General features: G+C 60.6%; 14 protein-coding genes and 1 pseudogene. 10 read left to right on the top strand and 5 right to left on the bottom strand.

The window, feature by feature from the left end; translation table 11 throughout:
* Positions 1–136: 136 nt before the first annotated feature.
* Together G6N38_RS06025 and G6N38_RS06020 are read left to right on the top strand one after the other, a co-directional pair.
* Complete coding sequence (locus G6N38_RS06025) at positions 137–1825, top strand: tetratricopeptide repeat-containing glycosyltransferase (protein WP_163746700.1); 1689 nt, start codon at positions 137–139, stop codon at positions 1823–1825.
* 76 nt (positions 1826–1901) lie between these two features.
* Positions 1902–2993, top strand: a complete 1092-nt coding sequence (locus G6N38_RS06020) for a tetratricopeptide repeat-containing glycosyltransferase (protein ID WP_163746699.1) — start codon at positions 1902–1904, stop codon at positions 2991–2993.
* A 56-nt stretch (positions 2994–3049) separates the two neighbouring features.
* On the opposite strand, the gene G6N38_RS06015 is transcribed toward G6N38_RS06020, so the two are convergent.
* Together G6N38_RS06015 and wecB are read right to left on the bottom strand one after the other, a co-directional pair.
* Complete coding sequence (locus G6N38_RS06015; protein ID WP_163746698.1) at positions 3050–3655, bottom strand: class I SAM-dependent methyltransferase; 606 nt, start codon at positions 3653–3655, stop codon at positions 3050–3052.
* Positions 3656–3685: 30 nt separating this feature from the next.
* Positions 3686–5662, bottom strand: coding sequence for a non-hydrolyzing UDP-N-acetylglucosamine 2-epimerase (wecB, locus tag G6N38_RS06010; RefSeq protein ID WP_163746697.1), 1977 nt, complete (start codon positions 5660–5662; stop codon positions 3686–3688).
* Positions 5663–6366: 704 nt separating this feature from the next.
* Between wecB and G6N38_RS06005 the strand changes: the two genes are divergently transcribed.
* Positions 6367–7206 carry a CgeB family protein gene (locus G6N38_RS06005; RefSeq protein ID WP_163746696.1) on the top strand — a complete coding sequence of 280 codons (840 nt, stop codon included), beginning with the start codon at positions 6367–6369 and terminating at the stop codon, positions 7204–7206.
* A 104-nt stretch (positions 7207–7310) separates the two neighbouring features.
* On the opposite strand, the gene G6N38_RS06000 is transcribed toward G6N38_RS06005, so the two are convergent.
* From G6N38_RS06000 to G6N38_RS30600, 3 genes and pseudogenes are all read right to left on the bottom strand, one after another.
* Positions 7311–8084, bottom strand: a complete 774-nt coding sequence (locus G6N38_RS06000) for a TylF/MycF/NovP-related O-methyltransferase (protein WP_163746695.1) — start codon at positions 8082–8084, stop codon at positions 7311–7313.
* Positions 8085–8171: 87 nt separating this feature from the next.
* The gene (locus G6N38_RS05995) at positions 8172–8570 is read right to left on the bottom strand and encodes a DUF3060 domain-containing protein (RefSeq protein WP_163746694.1); all 399 of its coding nucleotides are present in this window, start codon (positions 8568–8570) and stop codon (positions 8172–8174) included.
* A gap of 25 nt (positions 8571–8595) precedes the next feature.
* Positions 8596–8760: pseudogene (locus G6N38_RS30600) on the bottom strand (DUF3060 domain-containing protein); the annotation flags it as partial.
* 149 nt (positions 8761–8909) lie between these two features.
* On the opposite strand from G6N38_RS30600, the gene G6N38_RS05985 reads away from it, so the two are divergent.
* The 7 genes from G6N38_RS05985 to arcA all read left to right on the top strand — a co-directional run bounded on the left by G6N38_RS05985 (position 8910) and on the right by arcA (position 16557).
* Entirely contained in the window at positions 8910–9548 is a 639-nt protein-coding gene (locus G6N38_RS05985; RefSeq protein WP_163746692.1) for a TetR/AcrR family transcriptional regulator, read from the top strand.
* A 332-nt stretch (positions 9549–9880) separates the two neighbouring features.
* Positions 9881–10255: a 30S ribosomal protein S12 gene (gene rpsL, locus G6N38_RS05980; RefSeq protein ID WP_163746691.1), complete on the top strand. Its 375-nt coding sequence runs from the start codon at positions 9881–9883 to the stop codon at positions 10253–10255.
* Positions 10255–10725 (top strand): 30S ribosomal protein S7, encoded by a 471-nt coding sequence (gene rpsG, locus G6N38_RS05975; RefSeq protein WP_003881868.1) that lies wholly within the window; start codon positions 10255–10257, stop codon positions 10723–10725. Before rpsL ends, rpsG begins: the two co-directional genes overlap by 1 nt.
* An 85-nt stretch (positions 10726–10810) precedes the next feature.
* Positions 10811–12913: an elongation factor G gene (gene fusA / locus G6N38_RS05970; RefSeq protein ID WP_163746690.1), complete on the top strand. Its 2103-nt coding sequence runs from the start codon at positions 10811–10813 to the stop codon at positions 12911–12913.
* Between the two features lie 87 nt (positions 12914–13000).
* Positions 13001–14191 carry an elongation factor Tu gene (tuf, locus tag G6N38_RS05965; protein WP_163746689.1) on the top strand — a complete coding sequence of 397 codons (1191 nt, stop codon included), beginning with the start codon at positions 13001–13003 and terminating at the stop codon, positions 14189–14191.
* A 249-nt stretch (positions 14192–14440) separates the two neighbouring features.
* Entirely contained in the window at positions 14441–15295 is an 855-nt protein-coding gene (locus tag G6N38_RS05960; protein ID WP_163746688.1) for an SHOCT domain-containing protein, read from the top strand.
* A gap of 14 nt (positions 15296–15309) precedes the next feature.
* Positions 15310–16557 (top strand): arginine deiminase, encoded by a 1248-nt coding sequence (arcA, locus tag G6N38_RS05955; RefSeq protein WP_163746687.1) that lies wholly within the window; start codon positions 15310–15312, stop codon positions 16555–16557.
* Positions 16558–16585: the final 28 nt, after the last annotated feature.

Here is a 16585-nt window from a genome sequence, read left to right as displayed (position 1 = left end):
GATCGGGAGGGACGATGCCGTGGGTCCACATCTGCTGTCGCGCAGTGAAATTGTGGGATGACGGGGGTCTTGGATCTGATGGCCTTGTAGCATGAGTTTGCTATTGAGTGTGGTCTGGTTGCCTAGGCGGGGAAAGATGACTAAGACTCCGACGATCTGTTTGAACATGATCGTGCGTAACGAATCACATGTCATCCGTGAATTGTTCGATTCGATCGCGCCATTCATCACGACCTGGGTGATTGTCGATACCGGGTCCGATGACGGTACCCAGGACCTCATCCGCGAATACTTTGCCGATCGAGGTATCCCTGGGCTCCTACACGAGCGGCCGTGGCGCAACTTCGGCGCCAACCGTACTGAAGCAGTTCAACTCGCCCAAGGCCACGCCGACTACATATTGACCATGGATGCCGACGACGTTCTCTTTGGCACGCCAGACCTGAGCAACATGACGGCCGACAGCTATAAGGTCCCCATCAAGTACGGCGACCTGGTCTATCAGCGGAGACACCTATTCCGCGACGGGCTACCGTGGCGCTGGGTGGGGGTGGTACACGAATACGTCACGTGCGACACGCCCTGCACCGAGGAGCTACTGCCAGGGGACTTCTGGATCCAAGCACGCACGGTCGGTGCGCGCAGCCAGGACCCCGATAAATACCTGAGGGACGCCGAATTACTGCTGGCCGAGGTGCACCGCAATCCCGACGACGATCGGTCGGTGTTCTATCTAGCCCAAAGCTACCGTGACTACGGCGATCTCCGTTCAGCCCGCCAATGGTATGCGCGGCGAGCCGAGATGGGCGGCTGGCCCGAAGAAGTCTTTTGCTCCCTCCTCCGTGTCGCCGAATGCACGGCCGCACTCGGTGAACCCTGGCCTCTCGTCCAAGACGCGTACCTCAAAGCATGGGCTTACCGGCCCGTCCGCGCCGAACCGCTGTGCGCTATCGCCACTCACTACCGCTCCAACCGGGAATGGCAGTTGGGCTATTTCTTCGCCAAAGAGGCCGCTCAGATCCCGCTGCCTACCGACATCCTGTTCGTTCGCGGCCGCGTCTATTCCGTCACGGCCATCGATGAGCTCGCAATCTGCGCATCTTGGCTGGGTAAGCATGAGGAGTCATTCAGGGCTTGCCAACGGTTGCTGGCCAGCGACGACCTCAACGACGTCACCAGGAGCCGAGTCGTCCTCAACCGTAACTTCGCCGTGCCCACAATGCTCGAAATCAGCAGGACTTACCCAAAGACTTTGGCGCACAGCCTGACCCAAGGGTCCCCCGACTCTGAGGTCACAGTGACCTTCATCGCCGGTCGCGATCGCTCCCAAGTTGAACTCACCCTCAACTCATTCCTCAACTGCTGCAGCGACATCGACCGGATCGGCCGCTTCCTGCTAATCGACACCGGCCTCGACACGGCCGACCGCAGGTGGCTCGCCGAGCACTATCCGTTCCTGGAAATCAGCCCAGACCGCAGCATCGAACCCACACAAATCCACAACGCCATTGAAGGCCGATTCTGGCTGCACCTTGATCAAGGCTGGCAGTTCTTCGCCCCCGAACCTCTCGTCGGCCGACTGACCGCCATCCTCGATACCGAACCCGCCCTGTACCAGGTCGGCCTCAACCTGGACGACGCCACCAAACTCGATAACCAATCTGCACTCCAGAGCATTGTCCGCAGCTACCCAGACACCGGTCGTTACACCCTCACAACCACCCCCGCCACCGGCCCCGCGATGTATGACATGAAGCGGATCAACGACTACAACCGCACCACGGCCACCCTCGCTGAAATTATCGCCGTCAAGCAGGATCCCTGAGCCTTCTCGGAGATCCTCGGGGCGCAGCCGTTCCATACAAACCGGGCTTGACTGAGAGAGTGCAAAGGATCCGCGCTTGAGCCGTTACAAGGTTTGCGTCTATGCAATTTGCAAGAATGAAGAGAAATTTGTCGACCGCTGGATGGACGCCGTCGACGAAGCCGACATCGTCGTAGTCCTAGACACTGGTTCTACTGATTCGACGGTCGAGAAACTTCGTAGCCGTGGTGCGAGGGTTTACCAGGAAATCGTAACGCCTTGGCGATTTGATACCGCCCGTAACATTGCTATGAGTCATATTCCAGAGGATGTCGACATCTGCGTGTCCAATGATTTGGATGAGGTTTTCGAGCCTGGGTGGCGCAAAGCTCTGGAAGCGGCCTGGGAACCAGAAACCACTTACGCCCGGTATCTCTTTGTGTGGAACCATCGTGCCGATGGATCTGCCGAGCAACAATTCCCGATGGAGAAGATACACCGGCGCAAACATTTTCGTTGGGTGCATCCGGTGCACGAAATCCTGCAATACGACGGTCCCGATCCCCATTCTGTCCCGTGGGTTGACGGAATGGTGCTCCATCACTATCCGGACGCAACAAAGGCGCGGAGCCAGTACCTACCGCTCTTGGAACTTTCCGCGGAGGAAAACCCCGAGGACGGCAGGACAATATTCTGGCTCGGGCGTGAATATATGTACTACGGCATGAACGATGAGTGCATATCAACGCTCAACGATTATCTAAGGCTGCCGGCGGCGACGTGGGATGTGGAACGTTGTGCAGCAATGCGTTTCATCTCCAGAAGCTACCAAGCCAAGGGTGAAGGGATGCAGGCAGAAGTCTGGCTCTATCGGGCCGTTGCCGAATGCCCACAGTCTCGAGAGCCGTTTTATGCGATGGCCATCCTTGCCTATCTCAGGAAAGACTGGTCACTGGTTATGTCAATGGTAGAGAAGACGCTGGCAATAACTGACGATGTGAGCGGGTACCTAAGGGACGAGGTGTGTTGGGGCGCCAGTCCACATGATCTGGGTGCCATTGCCTGCTATTGGTTGGGGCTCTACGAGCGGTCCCGCGACTATGCCGCGACAGCACTTGAGATTGAGCCCGACGATCAGCGGCTCGCCGACAATTTGAGGCTTGCGGTCGAGAAGTTGGAGACTGAATAACTGCGGATGATTCTGACTCAGGTCACCGGCGGGCTTCCCAGCTGTCGCCGACCACGTCAAGCGGTCCGCTCGATCACGAGGTAGCCGCAGGTGAATCCGTCGGGCAGGCCGAGCGACGTGTTGGGAAGCCGCGAATTCAATGGGCTGACGCGCGACGGCACCTCAGTGATCTTTGCCCCGAGGAAAGCCTCGATGCGGTCGAGCTGAAGGCCGGGGAAATCGAATGTGCAGATAAATCTGCCGCCCTTGCGTAGCTGGGCGAGGTGATTTTTCATGACCTCGATATGGTCGGCATTTACTTCCTCGAGCGTCGAGATGTTGATGACGACGTCGAACCGGCCGACGTAGGCTTCGGTGGGCTCGTTTGCGACATTCCAGACCGCGGTGTTCCAAAGCGTTGAGGGGCGGATGTCGGAATGGATGGTGCCCGGATATTCGATGTCGAGCCATGTCTTGAAAACAAGGTGGATATCGGTGAAGCCCCAGCAGCAGTTGTGGACTACAAGATCGCTCCCGCCAAGACTGCGCATTTCGGAAAGCACAAACGGATACTCATAGATCCGCGACCAGCAGATCAAGTGTCCAAATCTCATGTCGTAGGGATCTTCGTTCGAGAAAAACGAGAATTTGCGCACGTTGAATTCTTTATCGCCGAGTTTCACTTGTCCCCGATCTTTCGTCTCGTTGACTCTTCAAGGCGGTAGGGGCTTCGAGGCTTGAGGCTCCACGCTGTTTCGCTTGAAGGCCGCGATGCCTTCGAGGTCGGTGGAGCGATAGATGTGATAAGCCGGATAGTGGGTATCGACGTAGAGGGGTACTCCCAAAGCGACAGCGCGGACGCAGAAATGGCGATCCTCACCCCAGAACGAGATGTTTGGTATCCGCTTGAACGAGACCCCCTTGACTAGGGTCTCGCGGTCGATCAGCGTGCAGGCGCCACCGCCCCCCACCTCATAAACGCCGGGGGTTCTCAGGGTCGTCGCAAAATTAGCATAGGCGGCCGATTGCTCTTCAGCGGAAGGGCTGTGCTTTGTGCTTCTATCGAAGAAGTTGTACTCGTCTTGCACCCACACCTGAGGCATTTCGACTGTGTTGGGTTGCCAAGAGGTCCAGTAGACGTTGAAGACGATTCCTTTTTTATCGGCGATCAATTGCTCGAGAGTGCCGGGTTGCAACACGAGGTCGGAATCGATCAGGAAGAGGTAATCGTACCCTTGATTAATGGCATGTTCGATCATGCCGTCTTTAAATCTTGCTACTTTCCAGATCGCATCATCGGACCAATTATGGGTTACCTCGTTAGTGGAATCGTATGCAGATTCCTGCGTTTCTTCCGGCCTTGCGATGTAGCAGTGCCCGTCATGAACGTCCTCAAAATTGCTCAGAATTTTGCTGGAATTCAAGTCAGTGTTGTCGTCGACAAAATGATAGTCGAAGTCAAAGGAAATCTTGTCTACTTCCTCAAGGGAGCGAAGGAATTCAATCAAGATGTCGGGCGTTTGCCGGATAGGCGAACCCACCAGAATACGCTTTCTACGTCCTCGCGTGCTGCCTTGGATGATGGCGGCGATCCGCTCAGACGCACGGCCATCGCCGTAGACGGATTGTTTCGCGGAGTTATCTGGTGGGGAGGGCTGCGCAAGGATCTCATCCAGTCCCCGGATGATTTTAGCGGGATCGGTACCTACAAGAACTGCAAGGCGCTTTTCTATGGCTTCGGGCCGATCAGTTTCATTACGCAGTACGAGGGTCGGGCGATGCAAGCTCACAGCCTCTTCTTGGATACCGCCAGAGTCGGTCAGGACGCCATCGACGTGCGAGAGGAGGTACACCAAATCGTGATACGGCACGGGAGGGAAGAGCATGAGCCGGCCCGGGTGATCTCCGAAGACATCGTGGATGGTGGCGGAGATTACCGGATTTGGGTGTACGGGAAAGAGCACTACGACGTCCGGATGGGCGTCAAGGTAATCCTTGATCGTCTTGAGGATGGTGTGTAGTCCGCCATCGAAGGACTCCCGGCGATGTGCGGTGAGGAGGAAAGTGAATTTCCCTTCCTGCTTGAGCCTATCCATCGTCTGACGGACCTTATCCGAAGGGGTCACCGCTCCCTGGTTAAGTCTATCGACAATGGTGTAGAGCGCGTCGACAATGGTATTTCCTGTGACAAAGATCCTGTCGGCGGGGATACCTTCCGCTCTGAGGTTGGCCGCGGACGTATCGGTGGGGGCGAAATGGAATTCTGCGATTCGCGAGATGATCTGCCGATTGGCCTCTTCTGGGAATGGAGCATAGATGTCGTGAGTACGAAGTCCGGCTTCGATGTGTCCTACGGGAATTTTGCAATAAAAGGCCGAGAGTGCGGCCGACATCGCCGAGGCGGTATCACCTTGGACGATGACCATTGAAGGCTTTATCTGTTGAAAGTACTTCTGCGTCTCCTGCAGAACCGATTCAGTGATGTATGAGAGGCTTTGGCCCGGCTTCATGATGGAAAGCCTGATATCAGGGGCGACATCGAAGAGGGAATAGATGTCATCGACGAGGTCATTATGCTGTCCAGTGGAGCAGATGAGGCTGGGAATACCCGCCCGCTGAAAGGCGAGATAGACGGGGATGACCTTAATGGCTTCCGGTCTGGTGCCAATGACGAACACTGTGGGTGTCACGATCGCTCAATTCTTACTCACTGAATCTGCCCTGGCGAGTCTGATGAGCCCCGGTTCGGCGGCGTCGCCAGCTTTCTTTTCAGGCCCGCAGGTTGGGTCGATTGGTGTAGCAGGTCGAACTGTATCGGAGTGCGCATGCCATGGGAGGGAGGTCGGTGTTGACGGTTATGGAGATTCTCAGTTGTTCGAAGATCGCATTGGCCAACGCGTTCGCGTTCGCTATCGCTTGCGGATGACCTGATGCGTTCTGTGCTGTCGCGGTTCTGTCCTACTGAGCGCCCACCTGGCTGACAGCATCCGCCGTGCGCTGGCTGGTCAGACACGTCGCGTTGGCCCGTAGGGGCCTGGAAGCGCACTCCGATCCCGATGCCGAGGAGCCTCGTGCAATCCCGCCGAAACACGCTGACAGAGGCGCGACGTTTAGGTGTCGCGGTACCGCGGCGGCGGCGGAACCGACCTTCGCCCGAAAACGGAAGGGCTGAGAGCCATGCGCGCCATCGCTGGCCAACTCACGGCACGGCGCAGCCTGAGCACGACGTCCTCGGCGGAATGCCACTTCCAACTACGACATTGGGTCGCAGGACTCGAAACTGGATGGCCTCATTCACCGGGAACACAGCACTCGAAGTAGCACAACAACGGCACTCCTATGGGCCGACCGAATAGGAATGGGGTGGCTAGTGTGCTCTGTTACGTTGCACCCTATGAGATTTGCCGTCGCGGTGGTGTCCGCTCCCGGCTACGCGCACAGTGCAGCATTTGCCGAGGTTGCTGAGGGGCTGCACTGCGCACTGCTGGCGCTGGGCTATGACTGCATCCTGACGGATCGTCTTGATCTCATCGACCGCTGCACCATTGTGCTCGGATCCAACCTCCTGGATAGGTTCGGGATTGAGCCGCCTACTAATTCCATCCTGTACAACCTCGAACAAGTGGATAGCGACTCGGGATGGATGACCCCTGCGCTGCTCGAAACATTCCGGCGGTACCCGGTTTGGGACTATAGCGAGGTCAACATCGAACGGCTCGCCGCTTGGGGAGTGCCCCGGCCCGTTCACGTTCCGATCGGATACGTCCCCCAGCTGGCCCGAATTGCACCCGGGCCCGAGGACGTCGATGTGCTCTTCTACGGTTCCATGAACGACCGCCGGTTTGCTGTTCTCGAGGAGCTGCGGGCCCGGGGCTTCCGTGTTGAATCGATCTTTGGAATTTACGGCGCAGACCGGGATGCGTGGATTGCCCGGTCAAAAATCGTTATTAACATCCATTATTTTCAGGCGAAGGTTTTCGAAATCGTACGAGTTTCCTACCTGCTCGCGAACAAACGTGCGGTTGTCTCGGAACGCAGTGCTGATCTGGCGCAGGAACGCGGCTTAGAGAGTGGTGTCGCCTTCGCGGAGTATGACGGACTGGTGGATCGCTGCGTCGAGCTGCTTGGCGACGAGAAGGCCCGCCGCGAACTGGCTGAGCGGGGCCATCGGATTTTCTCTGCTCGCAGCCAAGCCGAGATCCTGAAACCCATCTTGCCGGCGGGCCCTGACTGAGCCACGTCGCGCCATCCCGTGCCATTCAGTCGTGGATCGAAATCGCTACCGTCCCAACCTGTTTGGTCTCTCAGGGTTCGGAGTTTGCAAGGACGTCGGTGCCCTTATCGAATCGGCTTGTGGTCGACACGCCAGTAGGTGCCACATCCATCGATAGGCAATATCGGCGCAGTGATTCCATGGCGACCGCGGAAATCGTGGATTGCCTGAGCGCACGGTGGCAGGAAGTAGTCGTCCACGATTACGAAACCACCATACGAAACCTTGTGGTACAGCGCGTCGAGCGCTTCTATTGTCGACTCGTACATGTCACCGTCGAGTCGCAATACCGCTAAGCGATCGATCGGGGCGCTGGGCAACGTGTCCTTGAACCAACCCTCAAGAAACACGACATTGTCGTCCAGGAGACCGAAGCGGCGGAAATTGTCCTCGACGTCACTCTTCGATACCTCAAGTGCGGTATAAGTATGGTGCAGGTCGCCTGCGTCATGGGGAAACTGCTCTGGGTCTGGCTGCGGAAGTCCGGCGAAACTATCTGCAACAAAGACGCGCCGGGCTTTCTCGCCGTAGCAATCGAGAACGCCCTTCATGAGAATGCATGCCCCTCCGCGCCATACTCCGGTCTCGATGAGATCACCCTCGATACCGTCCAGAAGCACTGTCTCGCATGCGTAACGAAGATTCCGCATACGGACGCCCCCAATCATGGAGAACGATATCGACGGCCAATCCCGGCCCAAAAGTCGCGTGTTTCGATCAAATGAACCACCAGACCATTTATCGCAGGGGTCGTCGTCAAATAGCATTCCCGTTAGTGAGGCCTCGAGCAGGTTCAGATATCCGTGGATTAATTTGTCACGCCCGCGGAGTTCGCTCATTTCAGTCGTCCTAGCTCTCGTCTGCGGGTGACCCCGTTCACGCAATTGGGCGAATGGCATAGGCTCGCCCAGCCCCGACCGCCTTGCTCAGCTCTTGTTGAGAGTATTGCCCGAACCGAGGTTGTTCACCTTCGGCTCGCCCTTATACGTGATGGTGTTGTTGAGGCCGACGACGGAGAGTTCCTTGTCGATCTTCTCGAAGTTGATCTTGTTGTCGGCGCCGCCGATGTTCACCGATGCGCACGAGCCCTTGACCGTGAGGGTGTTGTTCGAGCCGCCGACGTTAAGTGACTTGCCGTCGGCGCAGTCGATTTCGGCGGTGGTGCCGAACGAGCCGTAGTTGATGGTGTTGCCTACTTCCACCTGAGCCCCGGACTTCCCGGCCGTGGCCGTCGGGGAGTTGGTCTCGTTACTGGTGGATCCGCAACCCGCCAAGGCAAGGGCGGCGAGCACACCGATGCCGGCGATGAGGGTGGGGGAGTGCATCGGAGTACGTCCTTCGGGGTTCCTGGGCCGGAACGCGGTCGATCCGGTTCGTCATTCCTAACTCTCGACCACGGTCGAGGACGAGAGGATCGCCACTCTGGTACGGGACTGTGTGGTCCCAGGCGTACACCGTGATGTCGTTGACGACGTTATCGGCGATCAGCGTGTTAGACGACCCCTGGGTGGTCACGGGCTACCGCGCCGGAGCCGCCCGAGCGTCGAGCGACGGCACCGGGCCCATGCCCGGTTGTCGGGCTGTCGTGCTTTCCACCGTTGATGCCCACGGCGCTGCCCATCGGTCCACTAGAGTTTCGTCGATCCACCATTGAAGGGCTTGTGATGACATTTCAGCCGGAACCGGACTCGGCGGGCGGTCGGTCGCGCCCCGGCGGTCGGCCGGCAACGAGGTCAGCCAAACTCAGTCGCGACGTTATCGTCAATGCGGCCCTGACGTTCCTGGATCGCGAGGGCTGGGACGGATTGACGATCAACGCCCTGGCCACGCAGCTGGGCACCAAGGGCCCGTCGCTGTACAACCACGTGCACAGCCTGGACGACCTGCGCCGGACCGTCCGAATGCACGTCATCGACGACATCTTGCAGATGCTGTCCGCGGTCGGGCAGGGCCGCACCCGCGACGACGCCGTGATGGCGATGGCCAGCGCCTACCGCAGCTATGCCCACCACCACCCAGGCCGGTACTCGGCATTCACCCGCATACCGCTGGGCGGCGATGACCCCGAGTTCACCGCCGCGTCGCACGCAGCCGCGGCGCCGGTGATCGAGGTGCTGACCTCCTACGGCCTGGACGGCACCGACGCGTTCTACTCTGCGCTGGAGTTCTGGGCAGCGCTGCATGGGTTCGTACTGCTGGAGATGACCGGCGTGATGGATAACGTGGACACCGACGCGGTGTTTTCCGACATGGTGCTGCGGTTGGCGACGGGCATGGCCAGCCGCAATAGCGCGCTCGGCTAAGCCGGTAATTGAGCGGCGTCCCAGTGCCCGATAACTGGGCCGTCGGGAACCGACGCCGACATTGCGGCGTTGACCTGCAGTAAGGCGCTGCGCACCGAGTTTGGAGGGGCGTCCCGCGCCTGGTATCGTGGAAGCTCGTGCCTGGCCGATAGGGGCGCAAGCGGAGACGCGTGCGCGCACGCCGGGCCAATTCGCATGTCCAGTATGCATCGGATTTACCTGGTGCGCAGTGCGTGCGACACGCCCGGCAGCGGGGTACGCGGCGGGGCGAAAACAGCAGTACAGAGACTTGAAAACCGCCGAAAGACGGACGAGAGATAGAAAGCCGGTAGATGCCAACCATTCAGCAGCTGGTCCGCAAGGGTCGCCGCGACAAGGTCGCGAAGGTCAAGACCGCGGCCCTCAAGGGCAGCCCGCAGCGCCGTGGCGTGTGCACTCGCGTGTACACCACCACCCCGAAGAAGCCGAACTCGGCGCTTCGGAAGGTCGCTCGCGTGAAGCTGACCACGGGGGTTGAGGTCACCGCCTACATCCCGGGCGAAGGCCACAACCTGCAGGAGCACTCGATGGTGCTGGTGCGCGGCGGTCGTGTGAAGGACCTGCCGGGTGTGCGCTACAAGATCATCCGCGGCTCGCTGGACACCCAGGGTGTCAAGAACCGCAAGCAGGCACGCAGCCGCTACGGCGCGAAGAAGGAGAAGAGCTAATGCCGCGCAAGGGTCCCGCGCCGAAGCGTCCGCTGGTCAACGATCCGGTCTACGGGTCGCAACTGGTCACCCAGTTGGTCAACAAGGTGCTGCTGGACGGCAAGAAGTCGCTGGCCGAGCGCATCGTCTACGGGGCGCTGGAGCAGGCCCGTGACAAGACCGGCACCGATCCGGTCGTCACCCTCAAGCGGGCGCTCGACAACGTCAAGCCCGCCCTCGAGGTGCGCAGCCGCCGCGTCGGTGGCGCCACCTACCAGGTGCCCGTCGAGGTTCGCCCCGATCGCTCCACCACGTTGGCACTGCGCTGGCTGGTCAGCTTTTCCAAGGCGCGCCGCGAGAAGACCATGATCGAGCGGCTGGCCAACGAGATCCTCGATGCCAGCAATGGCCTGGGTGCCGCTGTCAAGCGGCGTGAGGACACCCACAAGATGGCCGAGGCGAACCGGGCCTTCGCGCATTACCGCTGGTGATTTCTCGCCCGTGGGGCCGCAACGTTGCGGTAGCTGGGCGCACTGAAGACACCGAACTGAGAACCGAAAGAGTGGGAATTTAGCCGTGGCACAGGACGTGCTGACTGACCTGAACAAGGTCCGCAACATCGGCATCATGGCGCACATCGATGCCGGCAAGACGACGACGACCGAGCGCATCCTCTTCTACACCGGTATCTCGTACAAGATCGGTGAGGTGCACGACGGTGCTGCCACGATGGACTGGATGGAGCAGGAGCAAGAGCGGGGTATCACCATCACCTCGGCTGCGACCACCTGCTTCTGGAACGACAACCAGATCAACATCATCGACACCCCCGGCCACGTCGACTTCACCGTCGAGGTAGAGCGCTCGCTGCGCGTGCTCGACGGTGCCGTCGCCGTTTTCGACGGCAAGGAAGGTGTGGAGCCGCAGTCCGAGCAGGTCTGGCGTCAGGCCGACAAGTACGACGTCCCGCGCATCTGCTTCGTCAACAAGATGGACAAGCTGGGCGCTGACTTCTACTTCTCGGTGCAGACCATGAAGGATCGCCTCGGCGCGAACGTGGTCCCGATCCAGCTGCCGATCGGTTCCGAAGGTGACTTCGAGGGCGTTGTCGACCTGGTTGAGATGAAGGCCAAGGTCTGGCGCGGCGAGACGAAGCTCGGTGAGAAGTACGACGTCGTCGACATCCCGGCCGACCTGCAGGAGAAGGCCGAGGAGTACCGCACCGCGATGATCGAGGCCATCGCCGAGACCGACGACGACCTGATGGAAAAGTACCTGGGTGGCGAAGAGCTCACGATCGACGAGATCAAGGCCGGTCTGCGCAAGCTGACCGTCACCAGCGCCGGCTACCCGGTGCTGTGCGGTTCCGCGTTCAAGAACAAGGGCGTGCAGCCCATGCTCGACGCGGTCATCGACTACCTGCCGACCCCGCTGGACGTCGCGGCCGCCGAAGGCCACCGCCCGGGCAAGGAAGACGAGATCGTCTTGCGCAAGCCGTCGGCGGCCGAGCCGTTCTCCGGGCTGGCGTTCAAGGTTGCCACGCACCCGTTCTTCGGCAAGCTGACCTACGTCCGGGTGTACTCGGGCAAGGTTGACTCCGGCGCGCAGGTCATCAACTCGACCAAGGGCAAGAAGGAGCGGCTGGGCAAGCTGTTCCAGATGCACTCCAACAAGGAGAATCCAGTCGAGACGGCGTCCGCCGGCCATATCTACGCGGTGATCGGCCTCAAGGACACCACCACCGGTGACACCCTGAGTGATCTGAATGACCAGGTCGTGCTGGAGTCGATGACGTTCCCGGATCCCGTCATCCAGGTCGCCATCGAGCCTAAGACCAAGAGTGACCAGGAGAAGCTGTCCCTGGCCATCCAGAAGCTGGCCGAGGAAGACCCGACGTTCAAGGTCAACCAGGACCACGAGACCGGCCAGACCATCATCGGTGGCATGGGCGAGCTCCACCTGGACATCCTGGTCGACCGCATGCGCCGCGAGTTCAAGGTCGAGGCAAACGTCGGCAAGCCGCAGGTCGCCTACAAGGAGACCATCAAGCGGGCCGTCGACAAGGTCGAGTTCACCCACAAGAAGCAGACCGGTGGTTCCGGCCAGTTCGCGAAGGTCCTTGTCGCCATCGAGCCGTTCGTCGGCGAAGACGGCGCGACCTACGAGTTCGAGAACAAGGTCACCGGTGGCCGCATCCCGCGCGAGTACATCCCGTCGGTGGATGCCGGTGCGCAGGACGCCATGCAGTACGGCGTGCTGGCCGGCTACCCGCTGGTGAACCTGAAGCTGATCCTGCTCGACGGTGCGTACCACGACGTCGACTCCTCGGAAATGGCGTTCAAGATCGCCGGCTCTCAGGTGCTGAAGAAGGCTGCCGCGCAAGCGCAGCCGGCCATCCTGGAACCGATCATGGCCGTCGAGGTCACCACCCCCGAGGACTACATGGGTGACGTGATCGGCGACCTGAACTCCCGCCGTGGTCAGATCCAGGCCATGGAAGAGCGCAGCGGTGCGCGCGTCGTCAAGGCGCAGGTGCCGTTGTCGGAGATGTTCGGCTATGTCGGCGACCTCCGGTCGAGGACGCAGGGCCGGGCTAACTACTCCATGGTGTTCGACTCGTACGCCGAAGTTCCGGCGAACGTGTCGAAGGAGATCATCGCGAAGGCGACGGGTCAGTAATCCGTCGCTCTGGCTACACAACTGAACACAATTTTCATCCAGAACATCTGCTAAACCAAGCAACAACAAGTCCAGGAGGACACAGAAGTGGCGAAGGCGAAGTTCGAGCGGACGAAGCCGCACGTCAACATCGGGACCATCGGTCACGTTGACCACGGCAAGACCACGCTGACTGCAGCAATCACCAAGGTGCTGCACGACAAGTACCCGACGCTGAACGAGTCGCGCGCATTCGACCAGATCGACAATGCGCCCGAGGAGCGTCAGCGCGGTATCACCATCAACATCTCCCACGTGGAGTACCAGACCGAGAAGCGTCACTACGCGCACGTTGACGCCCCCGGCCACGCTGACTACATCAAGAACATGATCACTGGTGCCGCCCAGATGGACGGCGCAATTCTGGTGGTTGCCGCCACCGACGGTCCGATGCCGCAGACCCGTGAGCACGTCCTGCTGGCCCGCCAGGTTGGCGTCCCCTACATCCTGGTGGCGCTGAACAAGGCCGACATGGTCGACGACGAGGAGCTCCTGGAGCTCGTCGAGCTGGAGGTCCGCGAACTGCTGGCCGCTCAGGAGTTCGACGAGGAAGCGCCGGTCATCAAGGTGTCCGCGCTTAAGGCCCTCGAGGGCGACCCGACCTGGGTCAAGTCCGTCGAGGACCTGATGGACGCTGTCGACGCGTCGATCCCGGACCCGGTCCGCGACACCGACAAGCCGTTCCTGATGCCCGTCGAGGATGTCTTCACGATCACCGGCCGCGGCACCGTGGTCACCGGTCGTGTCGAGCGTGGCGTGATCAACGTGAACGAGGAAGTCGAGATCGTCGGCATCAAGCCGACCGTCACGAAGACCACGGTCACCGGTGTCGAGATGTTCCGCAAGCTGCTGGACCAGGGCCAGGCCGGCGACAACGTCGGTCTGCTGGTTCGTGGCGTCAAGCGCGAGGACGTCGAGCGTGGTCAGGTCGTCGTGAAGCCCGGCACCACCACCCCGCACACCGAGTTCGACGGCAGCGTCTACATCCTGTCCAAGGACGAGGGCGGTCGGCACACGCCGTTCTTCAACAACTACCGTCCGCAGTTCTACTTCCGCACCACGGACGTGACCGGCGTTGTGACCCTCCCCGAGGGCACCGAGATGGTGATGCCCGGTGACAACACCGACATCTCCGTCAAGCTGATCCAGCCCGTGGCCATGGACGAGGGCCTGCGTTTCGCGATCCGCGAAGGTGGCCGCACCGTCGGCGCCGGCCGGGTCACCAAGATCCACAAGTGATCTGATCTAGTACCGCAAAAGCGGCGCTCACCTTTCCGGTGGGCGCCGCTTTTCGTTGTTCGACACCACCTGCCGGCGCCGGTACTTCGTGGCGCATCCGATCCCGCAGTACCTGGCCTCGACGGTCTGTCGCAGGCCCCCTGAGCCGCGCACTGGCAGCGTTTTCCCAGGGTTCGGCAAGTCGTCGGAAAGTTGATGTCTTGCGGCTAGTCTGAGTCCCACATTGCTGGCCGAGAAGGGACATCGCAAATGTTGGTGCGGTATCTCAAAGCGCAATTGACGGTGCTGCTTTTCGGCGGCCTGGTCGGGCCGATCTTCCTCATCGTGTACTTCGCCCTCGGTCCGTTCGCGCGGCCGTATATCGGGTGGATGTTCTGGGTTGGTCTGCTGATCACCGCCGGCGACGTGCTGGTCGCTCTGTGGCTGACCAACGCCGGTGTGAAATCGGCGGCCCGACATGACGAACTCACTCAGCGAGGTGTTCTGGTGCTGGTCCAGATCACCGGGATCTCGGACACTTCCTGGTTCGTCAACGACCAGCAGATGATCAAGGTGAACCTGCATTTCGAGGTGCCCGGATATCAAGGGTTCGACACTCAGGAGACCATGGCATCCAGCCCGACCCGCATGCAGATCCTCAATGCCCACAAGTTGGTGGCCCTCGTCGAGCCGGGCACCCAGAAGTATGAAATCGATTGGAATGCAAGCGCTTTGATCGCCGGTGTGGTGCCTGCGCAGTTCACTTTGGCCGAGGACAACAAGACCTACGACCTACGGGGTCAGGCTGGGCCGCTGATGGAGATCCTGCAGATCCTGCGGGCCAACAACGTTCCGATGACCGGGACCATCGACATCCGGTCCAATCCCGCTGTGCGTCAGCAGGTGATGGCCGTGGTCCGCCGGTCCGCCGTGGGCCAGCCCGCCGCCGCTCCCGCCGCACCGCCGCCGGCCGCTGCACCAGCGTATGTGCCGCCGCCGATGCCGCCGATGCCGGAAGCCTCCACGGCGCAGCGGCTGCAGGAGCTCGAGACGTTGCGCGCAACGGGGTCGATCACCGAGGCTGAATACACCGCCAAGCGGCAGCAGATCCTCGCCAACCTCTAGTAGGCCGGGTGCCGATGACGTCAGCGTCCGTGTCGTACGGCGTGCATTCCGAAGTCGGAACGCTGCGCAAGGTTCTGGTGTGCTCGCCGGGTTTGGCCCACGAGCGTCTGACGCCGACTAACTGTGACGATCTCCTCTTCGATGACGTGCTGTGGGTGCAGAACGCCCGGCGCGACCACTTCGATTTCATCGCCAAGATGCGCGACCGTGGTGTCGACGTGGTCGAGCTGCACGACCTCCTTGCCGAGACGATGGATATTCCGGAAGCTCGCACCTGGCTGCTCGACCGCAAGATCGTCGCCAACGAAGTGGGGCTGGGGCTTGTCGACGAGACTAGGAACTTCCTCGGCGAGCTGGCTGCCCGGCGGCTCACCGAATTCCTGATCGGCGGGCTGTCCACCCGCGACCTGCCCGCCGACCTCGGCAAGGGTTACCGCGCCCTGGCCCGCGAGCACGCCGGAATCACCGAATACCTGATGCCGCCGCTGCCGAACACGCTCTATACCCGTGACACCACGTGCTGGATCTACTCCGGCGTGACGCTCAATCCGCTGTTCTGGCCGGCCCGCCACGACGAGACGCTGCTGATGAAGGCCATCTACCAGTTCCATCCCGACTTCGTTGGCTCCACGGTGTGGTGGGGTGATCCCGAGAAGTCTTGGGGGATGGCCACTATCGAGGGTGGCGATGTGCTGGTGCCGGGCAACGGTGTGGTGCTGATCGGCATGAGCGAACGTACGTCGCGCCAAGCCATCACCCAGGTGGCGGCCACCCTGTTCGCCAGTGGTGCGGCCGAGAAGGTGGTTGTGGCGGGCATGCCCAAGCTGCGCGCGGCCATGCACCTGGATACGGTGTTCACGTTCGCCGATCGCGACGTGGTGACGATCTACCCCGAGATCGTGGACAACATCCAGACTTTCACGTTGGTGCCCAGCGACTCGGCGCCGGGGCTCGACGTCATCGAGGAGACCAAGCCGTTCGTCGAGGTCGTCTCATCGGCTCTGGGTGTCGGTGCGCTTCGCGTGGTCGAGACCGGAGGCACCGCCTATGACTCTGAGCGTCAGCAGTGGGATAGCGGCAACAACCTGGTGGCCGTCGAACCGGGGGTGGTGTTCGCCTATGACCGCAACACCCACACCAATTCGCTGTTGCGCAATGCTGGGGTCGAAGTGATCACGATCGTGGGTGCCGAGCTGGGTCGCGGTCGCGGCGGTGGCCACTGCATGACCTGTCCGATCATCCGAGACCACGTCGACTACTGAGCACGCTTCCATACCGCCTCCGGTGGTT

The sequence above is a fragment of the Mycolicibacterium helvum genome (assembly GCF_010731895.1).
GTDB lineage: Bacteria > Actinomycetota > Actinomycetes > Mycobacteriales > Mycobacteriaceae > Mycobacterium > Mycobacterium helvum.
The sequence above is the reverse complement of the archived record's forward strand: the minus strand, read 5'-3'. Positions and strand labels throughout refer to the sequence as shown.

Bases quoted from the DNA above. Each gene is read 5' to 3' on its own strand.
- G6N38_RS06025 (WP_163746700.1), top strand. From the start codon at position 137: ATGACTAAGACTCCGACGATCTGTTTGAACATGATCGTGCGTAACGAA.
- G6N38_RS06005 (WP_163746696.1), top strand. From the start codon at position 6,367: ATGAGATTTGCCGTCGCGGTGGTGTCCGCTCCCGGCTACGCGCACAGT.
- G6N38_RS06000 (WP_163746695.1), bottom strand. From the start codon at position 8,084: ATGAGCGAACTCCGCGGGCGTGACAAATTAATCCACGGATATCTGAAC.
- G6N38_RS05995 (WP_163746694.1), bottom strand. From the start codon at position 8,570: ATGCACTCCCCCACCCTCATCGCCGGCATCGGTGTGCTCGCCGCCCTT.
- G6N38_RS05985 (WP_163746692.1), top strand. From the start codon at position 8,910: ATGACATTTCAGCCGGAACCGGACTCGGCGGGCGGTCGGTCGCGCCCC.
- rpsL (WP_163746691.1), top strand. From the start codon at position 9,881: ATGCCAACCATTCAGCAGCTGGTCCGCAAGGGTCGCCGCGACAAGGTC.
- rpsG (WP_003881868.1), top strand. From the start codon at position 10,255: ATGCCGCGCAAGGGTCCCGCGCCGAAGCGTCCGCTGGTCAACGATCCG.
- G6N38_RS05960 (WP_163746688.1), top strand. From the start codon at position 14,441: ATGTTGGTGCGGTATCTCAAAGCGCAATTGACGGTGCTGCTTTTCGGC.
- arcA (WP_163746687.1), top strand. From the start codon at position 15,310: ATGACGTCAGCGTCCGTGTCGTACGGCGTGCATTCCGAAGTCGGAACG.